General features: G+C 62.3%; 12 protein-coding genes. 7 read left to right on the forward strand and 5 right to left on the reverse strand.

Annotation, left to right across the window (positions count from 1 at the left end):
• Window positions 1–45 precede the first annotated feature (45 nt).
• From secB to APH34_RS15075, 3 genes are read right to left on the reverse strand one after another with little or no spacing between them, the layout of a single operon-like run.
• Window positions 46–531, reverse strand: a complete 486-nt coding sequence (gene secB / locus APH34_RS15065; protein WP_054901834.1) for a protein-export chaperone SecB — start codon at window positions 529–531, stop codon at window positions 46–48.
• 39 nt (window positions 532–570) lie between these two features.
• Window positions 571–825, reverse strand: a complete 255-nt coding sequence (grxC, locus tag APH34_RS15070) for a glutaredoxin 3 (RefSeq protein WP_003249204.1) — start codon at window positions 823–825, stop codon at window positions 571–573.
• Between the two features lies 1 nt (window position 826).
• On the reverse strand, window positions 827–1,240 hold the full coding sequence (locus APH34_RS15075; protein WP_054901835.1) for a rhodanese-like domain-containing protein: 414 nt from the start codon (window positions 1,238–1,240) through the stop codon (window positions 827–829).
• Window positions 1,241–1,435: 195 nt separating this feature from the next.
• Here APH34_RS15075 and gpmI point away from each other — a divergent pair, with 195 nt between their 5' ends.
• The 4 genes from gpmI (at window position 1,436) to APH34_RS15095 (ending at window position 6,562) form a co-directional block, all read left to right on the forward strand.
• Window positions 1,436–2,971, forward strand: coding sequence for a 2,3-bisphosphoglycerate-independent phosphoglycerate mutase (gene gpmI / locus APH34_RS15080; RefSeq protein WP_054901836.1), 1,536 nt, complete (start codon window positions 1,436–1,438; stop codon window positions 2,969–2,971).
• 109 nt (window positions 2,972–3,080) lie between these two features.
• Window positions 3,081–4,367 (forward strand): murein hydrolase activator EnvC, encoded by a 1,287-nt coding sequence (locus APH34_RS15085; RefSeq protein ID WP_054901837.1) that lies wholly within the window; start codon window positions 3,081–3,083, stop codon window positions 4,365–4,367.
• Between the two features lie 90 nt (window positions 4,368–4,457).
• Window positions 4,458–5,789 carry a S41 family peptidase gene (locus tag APH34_RS15090; protein WP_054901838.1) on the forward strand — a complete coding sequence of 444 codons (1,332 nt, stop codon included), beginning with the start codon at window positions 4,458–4,460 and terminating at the stop codon, window positions 5,787–5,789.
• An 8-nt stretch (window positions 5,790–5,797) separates the two neighbouring features.
• Window positions 5,798–6,562 carry a divergent polysaccharide deacetylase family protein gene (locus APH34_RS15095; protein ID WP_054901839.1) on the forward strand — a complete coding sequence of 255 codons (765 nt, stop codon included), beginning with the start codon at window positions 5,798–5,800 and terminating at the stop codon, window positions 6,560–6,562.
• A gap of 6 nt (window positions 6,563–6,568) precedes the next feature.
• Here the strand turns inward: APH34_RS15095 and APH34_RS15100 are convergent, their stop codons facing one another.
• A complete protein-coding gene (locus APH34_RS15100; protein ID WP_054901840.1) occupies window positions 6,569–11,239 on the reverse strand; it encodes a dermonecrotic toxin domain-containing protein in 4,671 nt (1,556 codons plus the stop codon).
• A 123-nt stretch (window positions 11,240–11,362) separates the two neighbouring features.
• A complete protein-coding gene (locus APH34_RS15105; RefSeq protein ID WP_054901841.1) occupies window positions 11,363–13,366 on the reverse strand; it encodes a BCCT family transporter in 2,004 nt (667 codons plus the stop codon).
• Between the two features lie 478 nt (window positions 13,367–13,844).
• Here APH34_RS15105 and betI point away from each other — a divergent pair, with 478 nt between their 5' ends.
• The 3 genes from betI (at window position 13,845) to betA (ending at window position 17,787) form a co-directional block, all read left to right on the forward strand.
• Window positions 13,845–14,510: a transcriptional regulator BetI gene (gene betI, locus APH34_RS15110; RefSeq protein WP_054901842.1), complete on the forward strand. Its 666-nt coding sequence runs from the start codon at window positions 13,845–13,847 to the stop codon at window positions 14,508–14,510.
• A 30-nt stretch (window positions 14,511–14,540) separates the two neighbouring features.
• Window positions 14,541–16,013, forward strand: a complete 1,473-nt coding sequence (betB, locus tag APH34_RS15115) for a betaine-aldehyde dehydrogenase (RefSeq protein ID WP_054901843.1) — start codon at window positions 14,541–14,543, stop codon at window positions 16,011–16,013.
• 76 nt (window positions 16,014–16,089) lie between these two features.
• A complete protein-coding gene (gene betA, locus APH34_RS15120) occupies window positions 16,090–17,787 on the forward strand; it encodes a choline dehydrogenase (RefSeq protein WP_054901844.1) in 1,698 nt (565 codons plus the stop codon).
• The last annotated feature ends 168 nt before the right edge of the window (window positions 17,788–17,955 follow it).

Below are 17,955 nucleotides of genomic sequence, written 5' to 3' on the forward strand. Positions count from 1 at the left end.
AAAAAGGCGACCCCTCAGGGTCGCCTCTTTGTTACCAAACCGCGATTACTGAACGGTCGGCGCTTCGCCCGCTTCCTGCATGCGCTGCATTTCTTGCGCGTACAGGGCGTCGAAGTTGACCGGCGACAGCATCAGGGCCGGGAACGAACCACGGGTCACCAGGCTGTCCAGGGTCTCGCGGGCGTATGGGAACAGGATGTTCGGGCAGAACGCACCGAGGGTGTGGCTCATCGAGGAGGCGTCGAGGTTCTTGATCAGGAAGATACCGGCCTGCTGGACTTCAGCGATGAACGCCACTTCGTCACCGTTTTTGACGGTTACCGACAAGGTCAGCACCACTTCATGGAAGTCGCCTTCCAGGGCTTTCTGCTTGGTGTTGAGGTCCAGGGCGACGCTCGGCTCCCACGTCTGGCGGAAGATCTGCGGGCTTTTCGGGGCCTCGAACGAAAGATCGCGCACGTAGATGCGCTGCATGGAGAACTGAGGGCCGTTGTCTTCTGCGGCGGCGCCGTTGGTCTGTTGGTCAGTCATGGCAGGTCCTTATCCTAATGTTTTTGAATGCAGTGCAAATCAGGCCGCCAGCAGCGCGTCGAGCTTACCGGCGCGCTCCAGGGCATAGAGGTCATCGCATCCACCGACATGGGTGCTGCCGATCCAGATCTGTGGCACCGAAGTACGGCCGGCCTTCTGGCTCATTTCGGCGCGAACCTGCGGTTTGCCGTCGACTTTGATTTCCTCGAAGGCCACGCCCTTGCTCTCGAGCAGGTACTTGGCACGCATGCAGTAGGGGCAGTAGTCGCTGGAGTAGACGATGACGGGCTTCATATCACTTCACCAGGGGCAGGTTATCGGCTTTCCAGCTGGAAACGCCACCGCTCAATTTGGCGGCGTTGTAACCAGCCTTTAGCAGCTCGCGGCAGATGGTGCCGGACTGCTGGCCCATGGCGTCGACGACGATCAGGGTCTTTTCCTTGTGCTTATCCAGCTCGGTCATGCGATTGGCCAGCTTGTCCTGAGGAATGTTCACCGCACCGACGATGTGGCCGGCGGAATATTCCTTGGCCGGACGGATGTCGATGACCAGGGCCTTCTCGGCGTTGACCAGGGCGGTCAACTGGCCGTTGCTCAGGCTCTGGCCGCCACGGCGGACTTCGTTGAGGAGCAGCAGGACCAGCAGAACAACGAAGATCGCAACCAGGATGTAGTGATCTGTCGCGAATTGAATCAGGTGAGCAACCATCAGCGGTGTTCCAGGCGATTGAAAATGTCGGCCAGTATACACAGCCCCCCATGACCACCAAAGCCCGGCAGGCCGGCAGCAAATTCACCTTCATCTTTGCCGTTTGACGGTTATGGGACGAATATTCGCCGCTGATGGCGCATTTGCCCTAAAATGCGTGTCTTTATCATCTTTGAACAACCGTGAGTTTGATTGATGACGAGCACGCCCAAACCCCTTGTCCTGATCATCCTGGATGGTTTCGGTCACAGCGAAAGCCCCGAATACAATGCCATCTTTGCCGCCAACACCCCGGTCTATGACCGCCTGCGCGCCGAGCAGCCGCATGGCTTGATCTCCGGCTCAGGCATGGATGTCGGCCTGCCGGACGGGCAGATGGGCAACTCCGAAGTCGGTCATATGAACCTTGGCGCCGGCCGTGTCGTCTATCAGGACTTCACGCGGGTGACCAAAGCCATCCGTGATGGCGAGTTCTTCCAGAACCCTGTGCTCACGGGCGCTGTGGACAAGGCCGCGGGTGCAGGCAAGGCCGTGCACATCCTCGGCCTGCTTTCCGACGGTGGCGTGCACAGCCACCAGGACCACCTGGTCGCGATGGCCGAACTGGCCGCGCAGCGCGGCGCCGAGAAAATCTACCTGCACGCCTTCCTCGACGGCCGCGACACCCCGCCGCGCAGCGCGCAATCGTCCATCGAGCTGCTTGACTCGACCTTTGCCAGGCTGGGCAAAGGCCGTATCGCCAGCCTGATTGGCCGTTACTTCGCCATGGACCGCGATAATCGCTGGGACCGCGTCAGCGCCGCTTACAACCTTATCGTCGACAGCGTTGCCGAATACGCTGCCGACAGCGCCGTGGCCGGCCTCGAAGCAGCTTATGCCCGCGACGAGAGTGACGAATTCGTCAAGGCCACCCGCATCGGCGAAGCGGTCAAGGTCGAAGATGGCGATGCCGTGATCTTCATGAACTTCCGTGCAGACCGGGCCCGCGAGTTGTCGCGCGTGTTCGTCGAACCCGACTTCAACGAGTTCCCCCGGGCCCGCATGCCGAAACTGGCAGCCTATATCGGCCTGACCCAGTACTCGGCGAAGATCCCGGCACCTGCCGCATTCGCCCCGGCCAGCCTGAATAACGTACTGGGCGAGTACCTGGCCAAGAACGGCAAGACCCAGCTGCGTATCGCCGAGACCGAGAAATACGCCCATGTCACCTTCTTCTTCTCCGGCGGCCGTGAAGAGCCGTTCGAAGGCGAAGAGCGCATTCTGATCCCGTCGCCGAAGGTGGCCACCTACGACCTGCAGCCGGAAATGAGCGCGCCGCAGGTCACCGACCGAATCGTCGAGGCCATCGAGCAGCAGCGCTATGACGTCATCGTGGTCAATTACGCGAACGGCGACATGGTCGGCCACACCGGCGTGTTCGACGCCGCAGTCAAGGCCGTGGAAGCGCTGGACAGCTGCGTCGGGCGCATCGTCGAAGCACTGGACAAGGTGGGCGGCGAAGCGCTGATCACCGCCGACCACGGCAATGTCGAGCAGATGGAAGACGAGTGCACAGGCCAGGCGCACACCGCGCACACCACCGAGCCGGTACCGTTCATCTATGTGGGCAAGCGCAAGGTCAAGGTGCGCGAAGGCGGCGTGCTGGCCGACGTGGCGCCGACCATGCTCAAGCTGCTGGGGCTGGAGACGCCTGCGGAAATGACCGGGACTTCAATCCTCGTGGATGCCTGAAACCATCGCATTCCAGACAAACGCCCCATCGCATCTGCGGTGGGGCGTTTTTTTTGCCAGCCCGCGCGGGCATACTAGGCCAGTCTCCATCCTTGGTACGCCCAACCCCATGCTTCGCGCCCTGATCCTCCTAGCCCTGTCTTGCCTGCTCAGCCCGGCTTTCGCCGATGAGCGTGCGCAGACCCAGCAACAACTGGACGCCACCCGCCAGGATATCGCCGAGCTCAAAAAGACGCTGGGCAAGCTCCAGGAAGAAAAGGCCGGCGTACAGAAAGACCTCAAATCCACCGAGACCGACATCGGCAAGCTGGAAAAGCAGGTGGAGGCCCTGCAGCAAGAACTAAAAAAGACCGAGGGCGAGCTGGAGCGCCTTGATACCGAGAAAAAAAAACTCCAGAGCGCCCGCGTTGAACAACAGCGACTGATCGCCGTCCAGGCCCGCTCCGCTTACCAGAACAATGGTCGCGAGGAATACCTCAAGTTGCTGCTCAACCAGCAGAACCCCGAGAAGTTTGCCCGCACCCTCACCTATTACGATTACCTGAGCAAGGCGCGCATGGAGCAACTGCGCGCCTTTAACGAAACCTTGCGCCAGCTGGCCAATGTCGAGCAAGACATCGGCCGCCAGCAAGAACAGCTGCTGACCCAGCGCGCAGACCTCGACGGCCGTCGTCAGGCACTCGAAGCCGAACGCAGCAAGCGCCAGCAGGTGCTGGCCAAGCTCAACGGTGACATGAAGGACCGCGACCAGAAACTCCAGGCTCGCGAACAGGACCAGGCTGACCTGGCCAAGGTCCTCAAGACCATCGAGGAAACCCTCGCTCGCCAGGCCCGCGAAGCAGAAGAGGCACGCCAGAAAGCCCTGCTCGCCCAACAGGAAGCCGAGAAGCGCCGCCAGCAAGCCGCCCTGGCAGCCCGCGACGATGCCGAACCGCCGAAAAAGGCCCGCACCACCCTCGGCCCGATGGTGTCCAGCGATGGTGCGAACTACGGCGGTGCATTTTCTGCTGCCCGGGGAAAACTTCCTTGGCCGGTCAATGGTCGATTGCTGGCGCGTTTTGGTGATGCCCGCGGCAGCGATGCCCGCGCCAAGTGGGATGGGGTGATGATCAGCGCCAACCCTGGGACCCAGGTGCGCGCCGTGCATGGCGGGCGCGTGGTGTTCGCAGACTGGTTGCGTGGCGCTGGACTTCTGGTCATTCTCGACCATGGTAATGGTTACCTGAGCCTGTACGGCCACAACCAGAGCCTGCTCAAGAATGCCGGCGACATCGTCAAGGCCGGCGAAGCCATTTCCACCGTTGGCGACAGCGGCGGCCAGGATGCCGCGGGCTTGTATTTCGCCATTCGCCAGCAGGGGCGGCCTACCGACCCATCGCAGTGGTGCAGAGGTTAGGGCTCAAGCCTAGTCAAATTTTACGGGGTAGCGCCAGCGCTGCACCGATGCTCCGCAGGGAGCGCCTACAGGATCAGGAGTTCGTTCGACATGCTGCACTCGCCTCGTCTCACCCAGCTGGCCCTGACCATCGCCTTGGCGGTCGGCGCGCCCGTGGCCCTCGCCGCCGAGCCGGCTGCGGTCAAGCCAGCCAAGCCGGCCTCGGTGCCGGCCACCGAGGTGACGGCCAAGGCGCCGCTGCCGCTGGAGGAGCTGCGTACCTTTGCCGAGGTCATGGACCGCATCAAGGCAGCCTACGTCGAACCGGTAGACGACAAGACCCTGCTGGAGAACGCCATCAAGGGCATGCTCAGTAACCTTGACCCGCATTCGGCCTACCTTGGCCCTGAAGACTTCCAGGAGCTGCAGGAAAGCACCAGCGGCGAGTTCGGCGGCTTGGGCATCGAAGTGGGCCAGGAAGACGGCTTCATCAAGGTGGTTTCACCCATCGATGACACCCCGGCATCCCGTGCCGGCGTGCAGGCGGGCGACCTGATCGTCAAGATCAACGGTGCCCCGACCCGTGGTCAGACGATGACCGAAGCCGTGGACAAGATGCGCGGCAAGATTGGCGAAAAGATCACCCTGACCCTGGTACGCGATGGCGGCAACCCGTTCGACGTGACCCTTGCCCGCGCGGTAATCCAGGTCAAGAGCGTGAAGAGCCAACTGCTGGAGAACGACTACGGCTACATTCGCATCACCCAATTCCAGGTCAAGACCGGTGAGGAAGTGGGCAAGGCGCTGGCCAAACTGCGCAAGGACAACGGCAAGAAGCTGCGCGGACTGGTGCTGGACCTGCGCAACAACCCAGGCGGCGTGCTGCAATCGGCGGTGGAAGTGGCCGACCACTTCCTGACCAAAGGCCTGATCGTCTACACCAAGGGCCGCATCGCCAACTCCGAGCTGCGCTTCTCTGCCGACCCGGCCGACGCCAGCGAAGGTGTGCCACTGGTGGTATTGATCAACGGCGGCAGTGCTTCTGCCTCGGAAATCGTCGCCGGCGCCCTGCAAGACCAGAAACGCGCCGTGCTGATGGGCACCGACAGCTTTGGCAAAGGCTCGGTGCAAACCGTACTGCCGCTGGCCAACGACCGCGCCCTCAAGCTGACCACCGCGCTGTACTTCACCCCCAACGGCCGCTCGATCCAGGCACAGGGCATCGTGCCGGACATCGAGGTTCGCCAGGCCAAGCTGACTGCCGAAGTCGATACCGACAACTTCAAGGAAGCCGACCTGCAAGGCCACCTGGGCAACGGCAACGGCGGTGCCGACCGGCCGACCGGTAGCAGCAAGCGCAAGGAACGCCCGCAGGACGACGACTTCCAGCTGAGCCAGGCCCTTAGCCTGCTCAAGGGCCTGAACGTCACCAAGGGCCATTGATACCCGCCATGCGTTCTCTGCTGTTCACGCTGTTATGCCTGCTGGCGGGCGCTGCTCATGCGGCGCCCGCCAAGGCCTACATGAGCATCATCATCGACGACCTGGGCCAAAGCACCGAGCGCGACAGCCGCACCCTCGCGCTCCCTGGCCCGGTGACCATGGCGATCATGCCCGACACCCCGCACGCCAGCGATTTCGCCCGGCAGGCGCACAAGGCCGGCAAGACGGTGATCCTGCACATGCCCATGGACCCTGCGACCGGGCCTTACGCCTGGCACCCCGGCCTGGCAATCCCGGAACTGGCCGAGCGTCTGAACGCCGCCCTGGCCAAAGTGCCTTACGCCGCGGGCATCAACAACCACATGGGCAGCCGTATGACCTCGCAACGTGATGCCATGACCTGGCTAATGGGCGAGTTGCAGCGGCGTCACCTGTTCTTCGTCGACAGCCGTACCAGCGCAGCCACCGTGGCGGCAGCCCAAGCTCAGGAAGTCGGGCTGGCGCACGTATCGCGTGATGTGTTCCTGGATGACGAGCGTACGGTCGAGGCAATCGCCGGCCAATTGCAGCAAGGGGTCGAGCTGGCGCGTCGGCAGGGGTCGGCGGTGCTGATCGGGCACCCCTATCCTCAGACGCTGCAGGTGCTGGAGCGGGAATTACCTCGGCTCCAGGCACAAGGGATTGTCCTCATCGGGCTGCACCAGATGATCGCCGAACGCGGTAATCAGGCCATGCCAGCCCATGGCAGGCATGGCCGTTACAGCAACCGCTGACGCGCCTCAATCGAACGGGATGATGCCGCGCGCTTGCTCCAGGGTCAGCTTGCCGCGGTGTACCCGCTGCCCCAGAGCCGCTTCTTCACGGCCACTCATACGCCGCTGGCTCCACGTCTTCAGATGGCCCTGGGTGAAGTCCTGCGCATTGGCGTCGAGCGTGGGCAGGTGAAAATGCGCAACCCACAGGGGTCGCCCCCCTGTTGCCCCCGTCAAGCGCAGGACCTTGTACTCGTCAAATGCACTGCCGTTGGCCATGGTCTTTCTCGGGCTGACATACTCCACCCTGATCAACTTCTGCTCGTGCAAGAACTGCAGGCCCTCAGCCGTCGGATACTTCGTATCGGTATAGAGCTTCGTCAACTTGTAGTTCATGTCAGAACGCAGTTGGTCAGCGGCATTCTCCACGATCCTTATCAAGCCTGCGGCCGCGCCCTCCTCAGTCAGCGAGGCTGCTTCTCGGCCGAGCTTGTTGATCAGTCGTTCGAACATCCGCCTGATCTTCATGCCGTTGAGGTCGTAGCTGACGTATTCATCTGCTTTCTGTGACAGCGCCCTGGCTTCATCCTGCAAGGCCTGCACCCGAAAAGCGGTATCCGCCGGCACCTGCTCGGCGTCCACTGGCGCTGGCTCCGACACCTGTTCGACCCACCGGCCATCCCGCTGCTCGAAACGGGTGAGGATCTCCTTGGTGAAGGGCTCGCGCACCTCAACCATGGGCTGGCCATTCACAACGACCTCGTTGCCAATGAGCAGTTGCCCCTCACTGTTGCGCACCGCCCGCTGTGGCGTGTTGGCGATAGCGTAGGGAACACGGCCCGGGGTAACGCTGGCACCCTCCTGCTCCTTCATGGCATCAACCAGCCGACGCCCTGCATCGAGCTTGAGCTTCTCCAGATGGGTGCGATAACGGTCAAGCATCGACACCTCCACCAGCGCGCCCCCCTGATCGCGAATCCGCGCACTGTTAAGCAGTGCTGCGGCATATTCGTCCCAGGCCTCCTGAAGGACTGTGATGCGGTCATCCAGCGGCAGCCTGGCGAACCCAAGGTCACCATGGGCCCCTGCAGCACTGCGCAGGCCGAGGCCCATCAGTTCATCCCTGAAACCACGAAGCTTCCCCCGCCCGGTGCTGGAATCCAGGTGCAAAGCCAGGTCGGCGAGGTTCATCACCTGATGAAAACGCAATTGCACCGTGCTCAACTCGCGTTCGGCAATGAGCGAGGCGACCGTTCGCCGTGGCGTTGTGTCGGGGTGGCTGATGAGCAAGTCCAGCGGCGCATCGGTCAACAGTTGGTCGAGGTATTCGTACGCCGCCAGCATGCGCTCCTGTCTATCAACCACCCCTTGGAGCTTGAGGCGAAACGCACGATAGGTTTCGAGTCCCTCGTGCAGGGAACGGCCGTGGAGGGCCTGTTGCAGTTCAGCCAAACCTGGGTAGTCCGCCAAGCTCAACAACTCGTTGTAGATAAAATCGTTGTGGCGAATGAGCGCGGTGCGAATAACATTCACCTGCTCTGGGAGGACCTGCTCCGCCATCGCTGGGCGAACAGAGGCGAATTTGGGTTCCAGAATCGCCTGATATTTGACCAGCACCTCGTTGTCGCAGCGCACTGCTGCTTCTAGATCCCGAACCGCCTCTTCGCGCTTGGTGGATAGTTCCGTCCGCCACTCGGCGATTCGCGTATCGTACCGGTCGATAAGGGCTGTTGACGTAGTGCGCTGGGTATCGTCCATGCCGTTGTCCAATTTGGCCTGTTCCCGCGCACGCAAATCTTCCAGCCTGGTTATTTTCTCGCGCAGTTGTGTAACGTCCGCCCCCGCCATCGTGAAACGCTCCGACGCTGCATTGGCCTGACGCGTGAGTGCATCGGCAGCTTTCTCCAGTTTGTTCAAGCGGGCCACCAGGCTCGCTCGCGTGCCGGCTTGCCTCATTCCGCCAGCGAGGCGCAGTGACGTGTCCACCCGCCAGGCCCCCCTGGCAAAGCTCAACCACGGCCCATATCCACCATGGCCATCGATCACCCGTACCCCCTCAGGTAGCACCTGAACGGGATAAACATCGGCGCCCATCGCCGCATAAAAGCGGTCGTCGACCTGATACAGCCCCTGCGCCGCCCCGTCGGCCTGCAACATCGACTCCTCCAGCGCTATACCAGAACGCATCGCCCGCAATACCTGCCGCTGCGCAGGCGGCAACCAGTTGAAGCCATGGTTGCCACGCCAGGACAAATCCAGCCGGCGCTCCGGCAACCTTGCCAGGGTGCCGAGGGCTGCTTCTTCACCCCCGGTCGGCAACACGCTGACTTCGCCGAATGCCCCGCGCTGCGCCGCCGGCCCCTCGAACAGCCCAGCTTCGGGCGGCTCTGCAACCGGGCCAGGCGTCAGCGGCGGCTGCCGCGCATGCAGCAGCACCATGCTCAGGTTCACGATCAGGTCCGCCACCGCCGCGCAGCGCTCGAATGCGCCACCCTGCTCGATCGCCAGCAGATCGTCCTCCAACGCCCCCAGCAATTGCACCAGCCATGCCACGGCGGCGATGGGGCCGCTGAGCACCAGACTGACGGTATCGAACAGCAACCAGGCACCCTGAGCGAGGGCTTGCCAACGTCGTTCTGCGTTGGAGGTGGAGTGCAGGTCTGCCAGCTCTACCAGCAGATCGCGATTGGCGTCATACAGCTTGTCGTCGAGGCCGGAGCGCCAGAATGGCGGATCAATCACTGGTGGCAGCGGTTTTTCAGGCAGGTCATAAGGGTCGACACCGAGGCTGCCGACATGCGGTTCGCGAAACCCGCCGTTATCGTAGATAGGGCGAACGAAAGGGTCGAGCCAGTCCAGTATGCTCGACTGCAGCCGGACGGATTCCTGGATATGCTCCAGCAGTGCGTCAAAGCTTGCATACTCGCGCAATGTGTCCTGGGCATACAAAGGCCGATACAACAGCACCAACGCCGGCTCGGCACAGAACAACAGGTACATGCCCCGTACAGTGTCCTGCTGGTGCGAGTCGGGCTGACGCTTGAACGTCAACGGCATCAGCATCATGCGCGGCGCCAACGGGTTGTCATGGCCTGCGCAGAAATCATTCACACATTGCAGCCCGGCTTCGCTCAGCTTGCCGTCGAGCTTGGCATGCAGTGCACTGAAGCGCATCGCACTGCGCCATTCACGGGCAAAACGCCTGATGCGCTGCGGCCGTTGTTGCGGGTCGTCCAGCTTACGCGCGACATAGAGGGGGTAACGGCCCCCCACATCGATCTGGCTGACCATCTGGTTCACAGCGCCCACACTCAGCCCCAAGGGAAGGTCCGCGCCGTCTCGGCGGCGAATCCGCCTGATCGTTGCGTTCCTGAGCTCGCCGAGGCTGCCGATTGCAAACTCGGTCAAAGTCTTCTGCCCCTCGAAGACCAGAGGCTCACCCCCGCCTGCTCCGGTTGCGGCACCACCCGGCATGCCTTGCGCCACGAAAAATTCAAGGACCAGTTCGTCCGCACACAGGTCGCCCCCGGTCGCCTTGCGCAAGGGCTCGGCAAGCTGCTCACGGGTGTAGTCGGCCAGGGACTGGACCCCCTCCAAGGCAGCGACCCCTTCAGCGTCCAACTGATCGGCTGCTAGCTGCAGTAACCCCGCCTGATAAGCAAAACTGTCGCTGCCAGTGCTGGCCAGCAGACCAGGCGGGGGGCTGACAGCGGCACTTTCGTCAAGGTAGCTACCAAACCACTGTGCCGGGTCGCTCAATTGAGCGAACAACCGCTCAAGGGCTGCAATGTCGGCGATACGCCCGTAGCGTACTCGATGCACCCGGTCGCACATGGCCTCGTGCAGCAATGCGGCCTGCTGAGCGAACACATTGCCCTCGACTGGGTAACGCTGCCACGACATACCGTTGAAGCTGTAGCGTTGCGCCAGCTCATCACGCAGCCCCACGGCAAACGCAGCCAATGAAGCAAAACGGCTCACGTTGCCGGATGGCGCGCACCACAGCACCACTTGCCGCTCATCCCACTCTGCGCTGACCAGCAGGTGGCACAGCATCTCGTCGGCAGGCTCGACGCCGCTGACCAGGCGCGCCTGTACAAAACTCACTGGCGGCTGGTCGGCGCCACCGCGGATCAGACCCCGCAGGCATGCCTGCTCCTGGCTGTCCAGGCCTTGTAGGGGCAAGCCGCGCAACAAGGCGGCCTTCAACAGCAACTGAAGCCATTCGTCACGGCTTACCCCGGCACTGCCTTGAGCGCGCCAGTAGTCGAGTTGAGCCTGGCAGAAATGCTGCGGCAGTTGCGCGATCAGTTCATTCACTGGGTCTGTCAGGCCACTGAGCTGCCGAGTGGCGAACGGGCTATTGGCGCCAGCGAAGCGGTAGGGATCGAGCACGCCGAGATTATGATGACGGCCGGCGATGGGCTCCAGGTCGATAGGGTTGCGCTCGAGCATGGCCTGTAGCACACGATCGACCAATGGCTGAGTGGTCCAGTAAGTCGACGCAGGGTCCGGGCTGTCGAGCGTGAGCACATCGGCGCACGGCAAGGCCGGATGCACCGATGCCAACCATGGAAGCTCGGCCAGCATCAGTTTAAGCAACTGTTCGCTGACGACCTGGCGCAAGGTGGGGCGGTCAGCGAACTGCAGGGCTGCAGCTCGCCTGAAATCGAATGTCGAGGTATCGGAACGGGGCATACGCGTGACCTTCTGGTAGAGGAACCAGAAGCGTGGCGCGAGCGTTTGCGGTCACGGTGCTACTTATTGCATGCCTGGAAAAGAAAAAAGGCCCTGCTTCACAGCAGGGCCTGATTCATTGCATCAGCTGTAAACACGCCCCAGCAACTGGCGGTGGCTTTCAAACTGATCCAGCACGTCGCGCACGATCTGCTCCGGTGCAAAGCCCATCAGGTCGTACTCCTGGCTGCCGTCATGCAGGTACACCTCGGCGCGGTAGAAGCGCTGGCGCACTTCCGGCTCGCCTTCCACGGGCGCCTCGCTTGGCGCGGCCAGGTAGCCATCCAGGCTCACTTCGTAAACGAAGGGGTTGCCCTCTTCCATCATCACGCGCAGGCCCATCATGTTGCGCGACTGGCCCACACGGCTCTCGACCTCGAAGCCCAGCGTGCGCATTTGCTCGGCAGCTTCCTTCAGGGCCGGGCTGACGTGCTTGTCCATGAAGCGCTGGACCACCGCCTGGGTTGGCTGCAGCTCCAGCTGGGTCAGGCGCTCGCTGAAACCGCGGCGGCCACGGGCGGCCAGCTCAGCACGCTCCTGCTCCACTACCACGTCCTGCTTCATGGCCTTGTACAAGCCAAACATGAACAGCACGAGCACCACTGAGAATGGCAGGCCGGCCAGCACCACCATGGTCTGCATGGCTTCGAAGTTGCCCGCGAACAGCAGGCCGATGGTAACCAGGGTAATGACCACCGACCAGAACACCACCATCCAGTGCGGCGCGTCTTCGTCCACCTTGCCGCCTTTGCACGACAGGTTGGCCATCATCACCGCGCCGGAGTCGGCGGGGGTGAGGAACAGCACGAAGCCGACGAACACCGCCACGCCGATCACGATCTTCGCGGCAGGGAAGTACTCCAGCAGCTGGTAGATCGACATCGAGGGCTGTTCGAGGGCTGTCTTACCCAGTTCTACGGCACCTTGGTTAAGCACCAGATCCAGCGCGGTATTGCCGAAGATCGACAGCCACGCCAGGGTGAAGCCCAGCGGGATCAGCAGCACACCACACACCAGCTGGCGAACGGTGCGGCCCTTGGAGATCCGCGCGATGAACATGCCGACGAACGGGCCCCAGGAGATCCACCAGGCCCAGTAGAACACGGTCCACAGGCCCAGCCAGCGTTCCGACTTGCCGGCTTCGTCTTCGTAGACATACAAGTCGAAGGTCTTCAGTACGATGCCGTTGAGGTAATCGCCGACGTTCTGCACGAAGCTGTTGAGCAGGTGCAGGGTTTCGCCGCCCAGCAGCACGAATATCAACAGGCCGCTGAAGAGCATGATGTTCAGGTTGGACAGACGGCGAATGCCGTTTTCCACACCCGACACCGCGGCCACGGTCGCGACGCCCGCCATCACCAGAATGACCACCAGCAGGTTGGTCTTGCTGTGGTCCATGCCGAACAGGTACTCAAGCCCGGAGGACACCTGCATCGAGCCGATACCCAGGTTGGTCACCAGGCCAAGCAGGGTGACGAACATGCCGAAAATGTCCACGGCGTTGCCGGCAGCACCCTTGACCCAACGCTCCCCGACCAGCGGATACAGCGCAGAGCGCAGCGCCAGCGGCTGGTTGTGACGGTAGGCGAAATAACCCACGGCCAGGCCGACCAGGGCGTAGATCGCCCAGCCGTGCAGGCCCCAGTGCAGGAAGGTCAGTTGCAGGCCCTGGCGCGCCGCTTCGAGGCTGGCAGGGGTGCCTTCTGGTGGGTTGAAATAATGGTCCAGGGGCTCGGAGGCACCGAAATACAGCAACGAAATGCCGATACCGGAGGAAAACAGCATGCCGGCCCAGGCGCCATAGCTGAAATCTGGCTCATCGTCCTTGCCACCAAGCTTGAGCTTGCCGTAGTCGGAGAAGGCCAGGTAAACCACGAATGTCAGGTAACCGCAGATCACCAGCATGTAGTACCAGCCGAAGGTGCGCGTCAGCCACTTCTGGGCCACGCCCAGCACCTGGCCGGCGGTTTCGGGTACAGCGATAAGCAAGGCAGTCAGAACAAGGATCATCAGCGCGGAGGTGAGGAACACCACGCGGTTGACCCGTACCCTCTCGGCGGGGGGCTTGGTTAGGGAGGCAGAACTCATTGCACGAATGCTCCGGGCAGTACGGCTGTGGAGGCTAATCAGTCTTTTCCCGAGCAATTGGTGCAATAGCCCCACTGCTTCAGGTGTTATAAAAGCACCCTGGAAACCGTGATCCCGAATCGAAACGTTGCAAAAACCAGACAGGTGGTCTGCCGGCCGAGCCGCATCCTGTGTTCAGGTGCGCGCATTGGCCACAGAGCACCCCGCCCGCTCCAAGGGCCCGCCGCAGGGTCCACGACCGTTTGGCAGAATCTGTGTTTCGCATCGCTCTTGCCCGTCAACGCCTTGTATTCCGGGGGTTACACGATTTCCTGGGGTGTCAATCCGTGCCTTCGAAACAGCCTGAAAAACTGTCAATGGCACAAATTGTCGCAGAGCTTATTCTTTATTGATTGAACGTTCAATCAAAACAAAATAGACTGGCCTTCGCCGAGGCAGCCGCTTGTCGTCTGCCCGCAGGCCTGAGGAGATTCGCAAGATGCCCAAGGTCGGTATGCAACCCATTCGCCGCCAGCAGTTGATCGACGCCACATTGCAGGCTGTCGACCAGGTCGGCCTGGGGGATGCCAGCATTGCGCTGATTGCCCGTTTGGCCGGTGTGTCGAACGGCATCATCAGTCACTACTTTCAGGACAAGAACGGCCTGATCGCAGCGACCATGCGCTACCTCATGAACGCGTTGAGCGAAGGTACCGTCGCACGTCGGCAGGCCCTCGTCGACGACAGCCCGCGGGCGCACCTGAAAGTCATCATCGAGGGTAACTTCGATGCCAGCCAGGTCAGCGGCCCGGCAATGAAAACCTGGTTGGCCTTCTGGGCCGCGAGCATGCACCAGCCGTCCTTGCACAGGCTGCAGCGGATCAACGATCACCGCTTGTATTCCAACCTGTGCTTCCAGTTTCGCCGGGTGTTGCCGCAGGACGAAGCGCGTAGCGCAGCCCGCGGTCTGGCTGCCTTGATCGACGGTTTGTGGTTGCGTGGCGCCCTGTCAGGGGATGCTTTCGATACCGACCAGGCAATACGAATTGCTTATGAATACCTGGAACTACAACTGGCTAAGCAGCAGTGCCTGAACGCAAACGACCAGGCCTCTGAACAACCGCGCGCAGGCATTGCCCAACAGGCAGGAGCGCTACGCGGATAGCCAATCACACACTGCACTTGCGAGGACACTATGGCCCGTTTCGGAACGCAAAAACTCTACATCGATGGTGGTTATGTCGACGCTGGCAGCGATGCCACTTTCGAAGCCATCAACCCGGCTACCGGCGAAGTCCTCGCCCACGTGCAACGTGCCACCGAGGCTGACGTCGAGCGCGCCGTCGAGAGCGCCGAGCGCGGCCAGAAAGTCTGGGCGGCGATGACCGCCATGCAGCGTTCGCGCATCCTGCGCCGCGCTGTCGACATCCTGCGTGAGCGCAACGACGAGCTGGCCATGCTGGAAACCCTGGACACTGGCAAGTCGTACTCCGAAACCCGCTACGTCGATATCGTCACCGGTGCCGACGTACTGGAATACTACGCAGGCCTGGTGCCCGCCATCGAAGGCGAGCAGATCCCACTGCGCGAAAGCTCCTTCGTCTACACCCGCCGCGAGCCGCTGGGCGTCACCGTCGGTATCGGCGCGTGGAACTACCCGATCCAGATCGCCCTGTGGAAATCCGCACCGGCCCTGGCCGCTGGCAACGCGATGATCTTCAAGCCGTCGGAAGTCACTTCGCTGACCACCCTGAAACTGGCCGAGATCTACACCGAAGCCGGCCTGCCGGACGGCGTGTTCAACGTCCTGACCGGCAGCGGCCGCGAAGTCGGCACCTTGCTGACCGAGCACCCGCGCATCGAGAAAGTCTCCTTCACCGGCGGCACCACCACCGGCAAGAAGGTCATGGCCAGCGCCTCGAGCTCCTCGCTCAAGGAAGTGACCATGGAACTGGGCGGCAAGTCGCCATTGATCATCTGCGCCGACGCCGACCTGGACAAGGCTGCCGACATCGCGATGATGGCCAACTTCTACAGCTCCGGTCAGGTCTGCACCAACGGTACCCGTGTGTTCATCCCTGCCGCGATGAAGGCCGAATTCGAAGCCAAGATCGCCGAGCGCGTTGCCCGCATCCGTGTTGGCAACCCAGAAGACGAAAACACCAACTTCGGCCCTCTGGTCAGCTTCCAGCACATGGAAAGCGTGCTGGGCTACATCGCCAAGGGCAAAGCAGAAGGTGCACGCGTACTGTGCGGTGGCGAGCGTCTGACTGCCGGTGACTTCGCCAAGGGCGCCTTCGTCGCACCGACCGTGTTCACCGATTGCACCGACGACATGACCATCGTCAAGGAAGAAATCTTCGGCCCAGTGATGAGCATCCTCAGCTACGAGACCGAAGAGGAAGTCATCCGCCGCGCCAACGACACCGAATACGGCCTGGCCGCGGGCGTGTGCACCAATGACATCACCCGTGCCCACCGCATCATCCACAAGCTCGAAGCCGGCATCTGCTGGATCAACGCCTGGGGTGAGTCGCCAGCCGAAATGCCGGTCGGTGGCTACAAGCAATCGGGCGTCGGCCGTGAAAACGGCGTCAGCTCGCTGGCGCAATACACTCGCATCAAGTCGGTCCAGGTCGAGCTGGGCGGCTACAACTCGGTTTTCTAAACCCTGTCTAGCCACGCCCGTGCCACTGCGCACGGGCGTTTGCGCTCCCTGATCACCGCCAAACGAGGGTACTCACATGTCCCAAGAATTCGATTACATCATCGTCGGTGCCGGCTCTGCCGGTAACACCCTGGCTACCCGCCTGACCGAAGACGCCGGCGTCACCGTACTGCTGCTGGAAGCCGGTGGCCCCGACTACCGCTTCGACTTCCGTACCCAGATGCCTGCCGCCCTGGCCTTCCCCCTGCAGGGCCGCCGCTACAACTGGGCCTACGAGACCGACCCAGAGCCGCACATGGACGGCCGCCGCATGGAGTGTGGTCGCGGCAAGGGCCTGGGTGGCTCCTCGCTGATCAACGGCATGTGCTACATCCGTGGCAACGCCCTGGACTTCGACGGCTGGGCAAAACTGCCAGGCCTGGAAGACTGGACCTACCTGGATTGCCTGCCGTACTTCCGCAAAGCGGAAACCCGCGACATCGGCCCGAACGACTACCACGGCGGCGAAGGCCCGGTCAGCGTCACCACGCCTAAAGCCGGCAACAACCCGCTGTTCCACGCCATGGTCGAAGCCGGCGTGCAAGCCGGTTACCCGCGCACCGAAGACCTCAACGGCTACCAGCAGGAAGGCTTCGGTCCGATGGACCGTACCGTGACCAAGAACGGCCGCCGTTCCAGCACCGCCCGCGGCTACCTGGACCAGTCGAAGAAACGCCCTAACCTGACCATCGTCACTCATGCCCTGAGCGACCGCGTGCTGTTCGACGGCAAGCGTGCCGTTGGCGTGACCTACCTGGTCGGCGACAGCGAAGAGCGCGTCGAAGCCCGCGCCCGCAAGGAAGTCATCGTCAGCTCCGGCGCCATCGCTTCGCCACAACTGCTGCAACGCTCCGGCGTCGGCCCCCGCGCCCTGCTGGAAAGCCTCGACATTCCGGTGGTGCACGACCTGCCGGGCGTCGGCGAAAACCTGCAGGACCACCTCGAGCTCTACCTGCAGTACGCCTGCACCCAGCCAGTATCCCTGTACCCATCGCTGCTGTGGTGGAACCAGCCGGCCATCGGTGCCGAGTGGATGTTCAAAGGTACCGGCATCGGCGCCAGCAACCAGTTCGAAGCCGGTGGGTTCATCCGTACCCGCCCTGAGTTCGAGTGGCCGAACATCCAGTACCACTTCCTGCCGGTGGCAATTAACTACAACGGCTCCAACGGCGTGAAGGAGCACGGCTTCCAGGCCCACATGGGCTCGATGCGCTCGCCAAGCCGCGGCCGCATCCAGGCCAAGTCCAAGGACCCACGCCAGCACCCGAGCATCCTGTTCAACTACATGGCCACCGAGCAGGACTGGCAGGAATTCCGTGACGGCATCCGCCTGACCCGCGAAATCATGGCCCAGCCGGCGCTGGACCCGTACCGCGGTCGCGAGATCAGCCCAGGTGAACACGTACAGACGGACGAAGAGCTGGACAAGTTCATCCGCGAGCACGCCGAAACCGCCTTCCACCCATCGTGCTCGTGCAAGATGGGCACCGACGACATGGCCGTGGTCGACAACGAAGGCCGCGTGCATGGCATGCAGGGCCTGCGTGTGGTCGACGCCTCGATCATGCCGATCATCATCACCGGCAACCTGAACGCCACCACGATCATGATCGCCGAGAAAATCTCGGACAAGATCCGTGGCCGCAAGCCGCTGCCGCGTAGCACCGCCAAGTACTATGTGGCCAACGGTGCGCCGGTGAAAGGCAAGCCGATGCGGGAAGTGAAGCAAGGCTGACAGGCCCGGTCGCCGGTAAGCCGGCGGTGAGGCCCGCCCAGGCACACGTAGAAAAGGCACCCACCGCGGTGCCTTTTCTACATCTGCAGAAACGCTTTACATGCTGCCAATTCATCAGGTTAGAATCGATTGGCACGCGACCTGCTAGCTTTTGCCGAAAAGCATGCT

The organism is Pseudomonas sp. NBRC 111131 (genome assembly GCF_001320525.1).
Taxonomy (GTDB): domain Bacteria; phylum Pseudomonadota; class Gammaproteobacteria; order Pseudomonadales; family Pseudomonadaceae; genus Aquipseudomonas; species Aquipseudomonas ceruminis.

Coding starts and splice junctions, on each gene's coding strand:
- betI (WP_054901842.1), top strand. CDS start 13,845: ATGCCCAAGGTCGGTATGCAACCCATTCGCCGCCAGCAGTTGATCGAC.
- APH34_RS15105 (WP_054901841.1), bottom strand. CDS start 13,366: ATGAGTTCTGCCTCCCTAACCAAGCCCCCCGCCGAGAGGGTACGGGTC.
- APH34_RS15095 (WP_054901839.1), top strand. CDS start 5,798: ATGCGTTCTCTGCTGTTCACGCTGTTATGCCTGCTGGCGGGCGCTGCT.
- APH34_RS15090 (WP_054901838.1), top strand. CDS start 4,458: ATGCTGCACTCGCCTCGTCTCACCCAGCTGGCCCTGACCATCGCCTTG.
- gpmI (WP_054901836.1), top strand. CDS start 1,436: ATGACGAGCACGCCCAAACCCCTTGTCCTGATCATCCTGGATGGTTTC.
- secB (WP_054901834.1), bottom strand. CDS start 531: ATGACTGACCAACAGACCAACGGCGCCGCCGCAGAAGACAACGGCCCT.
- betB (WP_054901843.1), top strand. CDS start 14,541: ATGGCCCGTTTCGGAACGCAAAAACTCTACATCGATGGTGGTTATGTC.
- APH34_RS15100 (WP_054901840.1), bottom strand. CDS start 11,239: ATGCCCCGTTCCGATACCTCGACATTCGATTTCAGGCGAGCTGCAGCC.
- APH34_RS15085 (WP_054901837.1), top strand. CDS start 3,081: ATGCTTCGCGCCCTGATCCTCCTAGCCCTGTCTTGCCTGCTCAGCCCG.
- betA (WP_054901844.1), top strand. CDS start 16,090: ATGTCCCAAGAATTCGATTACATCATCGTCGGTGCCGGCTCTGCCGGT.
- grxC (WP_003249204.1), bottom strand. CDS start 825: ATGAAGCCCGTCATCGTCTACTCCAGCGACTACTGCCCCTACTGCATG.
- APH34_RS15075 (WP_054901835.1), bottom strand. CDS start 1,240: ATGGTTGCTCACCTGATTCAATTCGCGACAGATCACTACATCCTGGTT.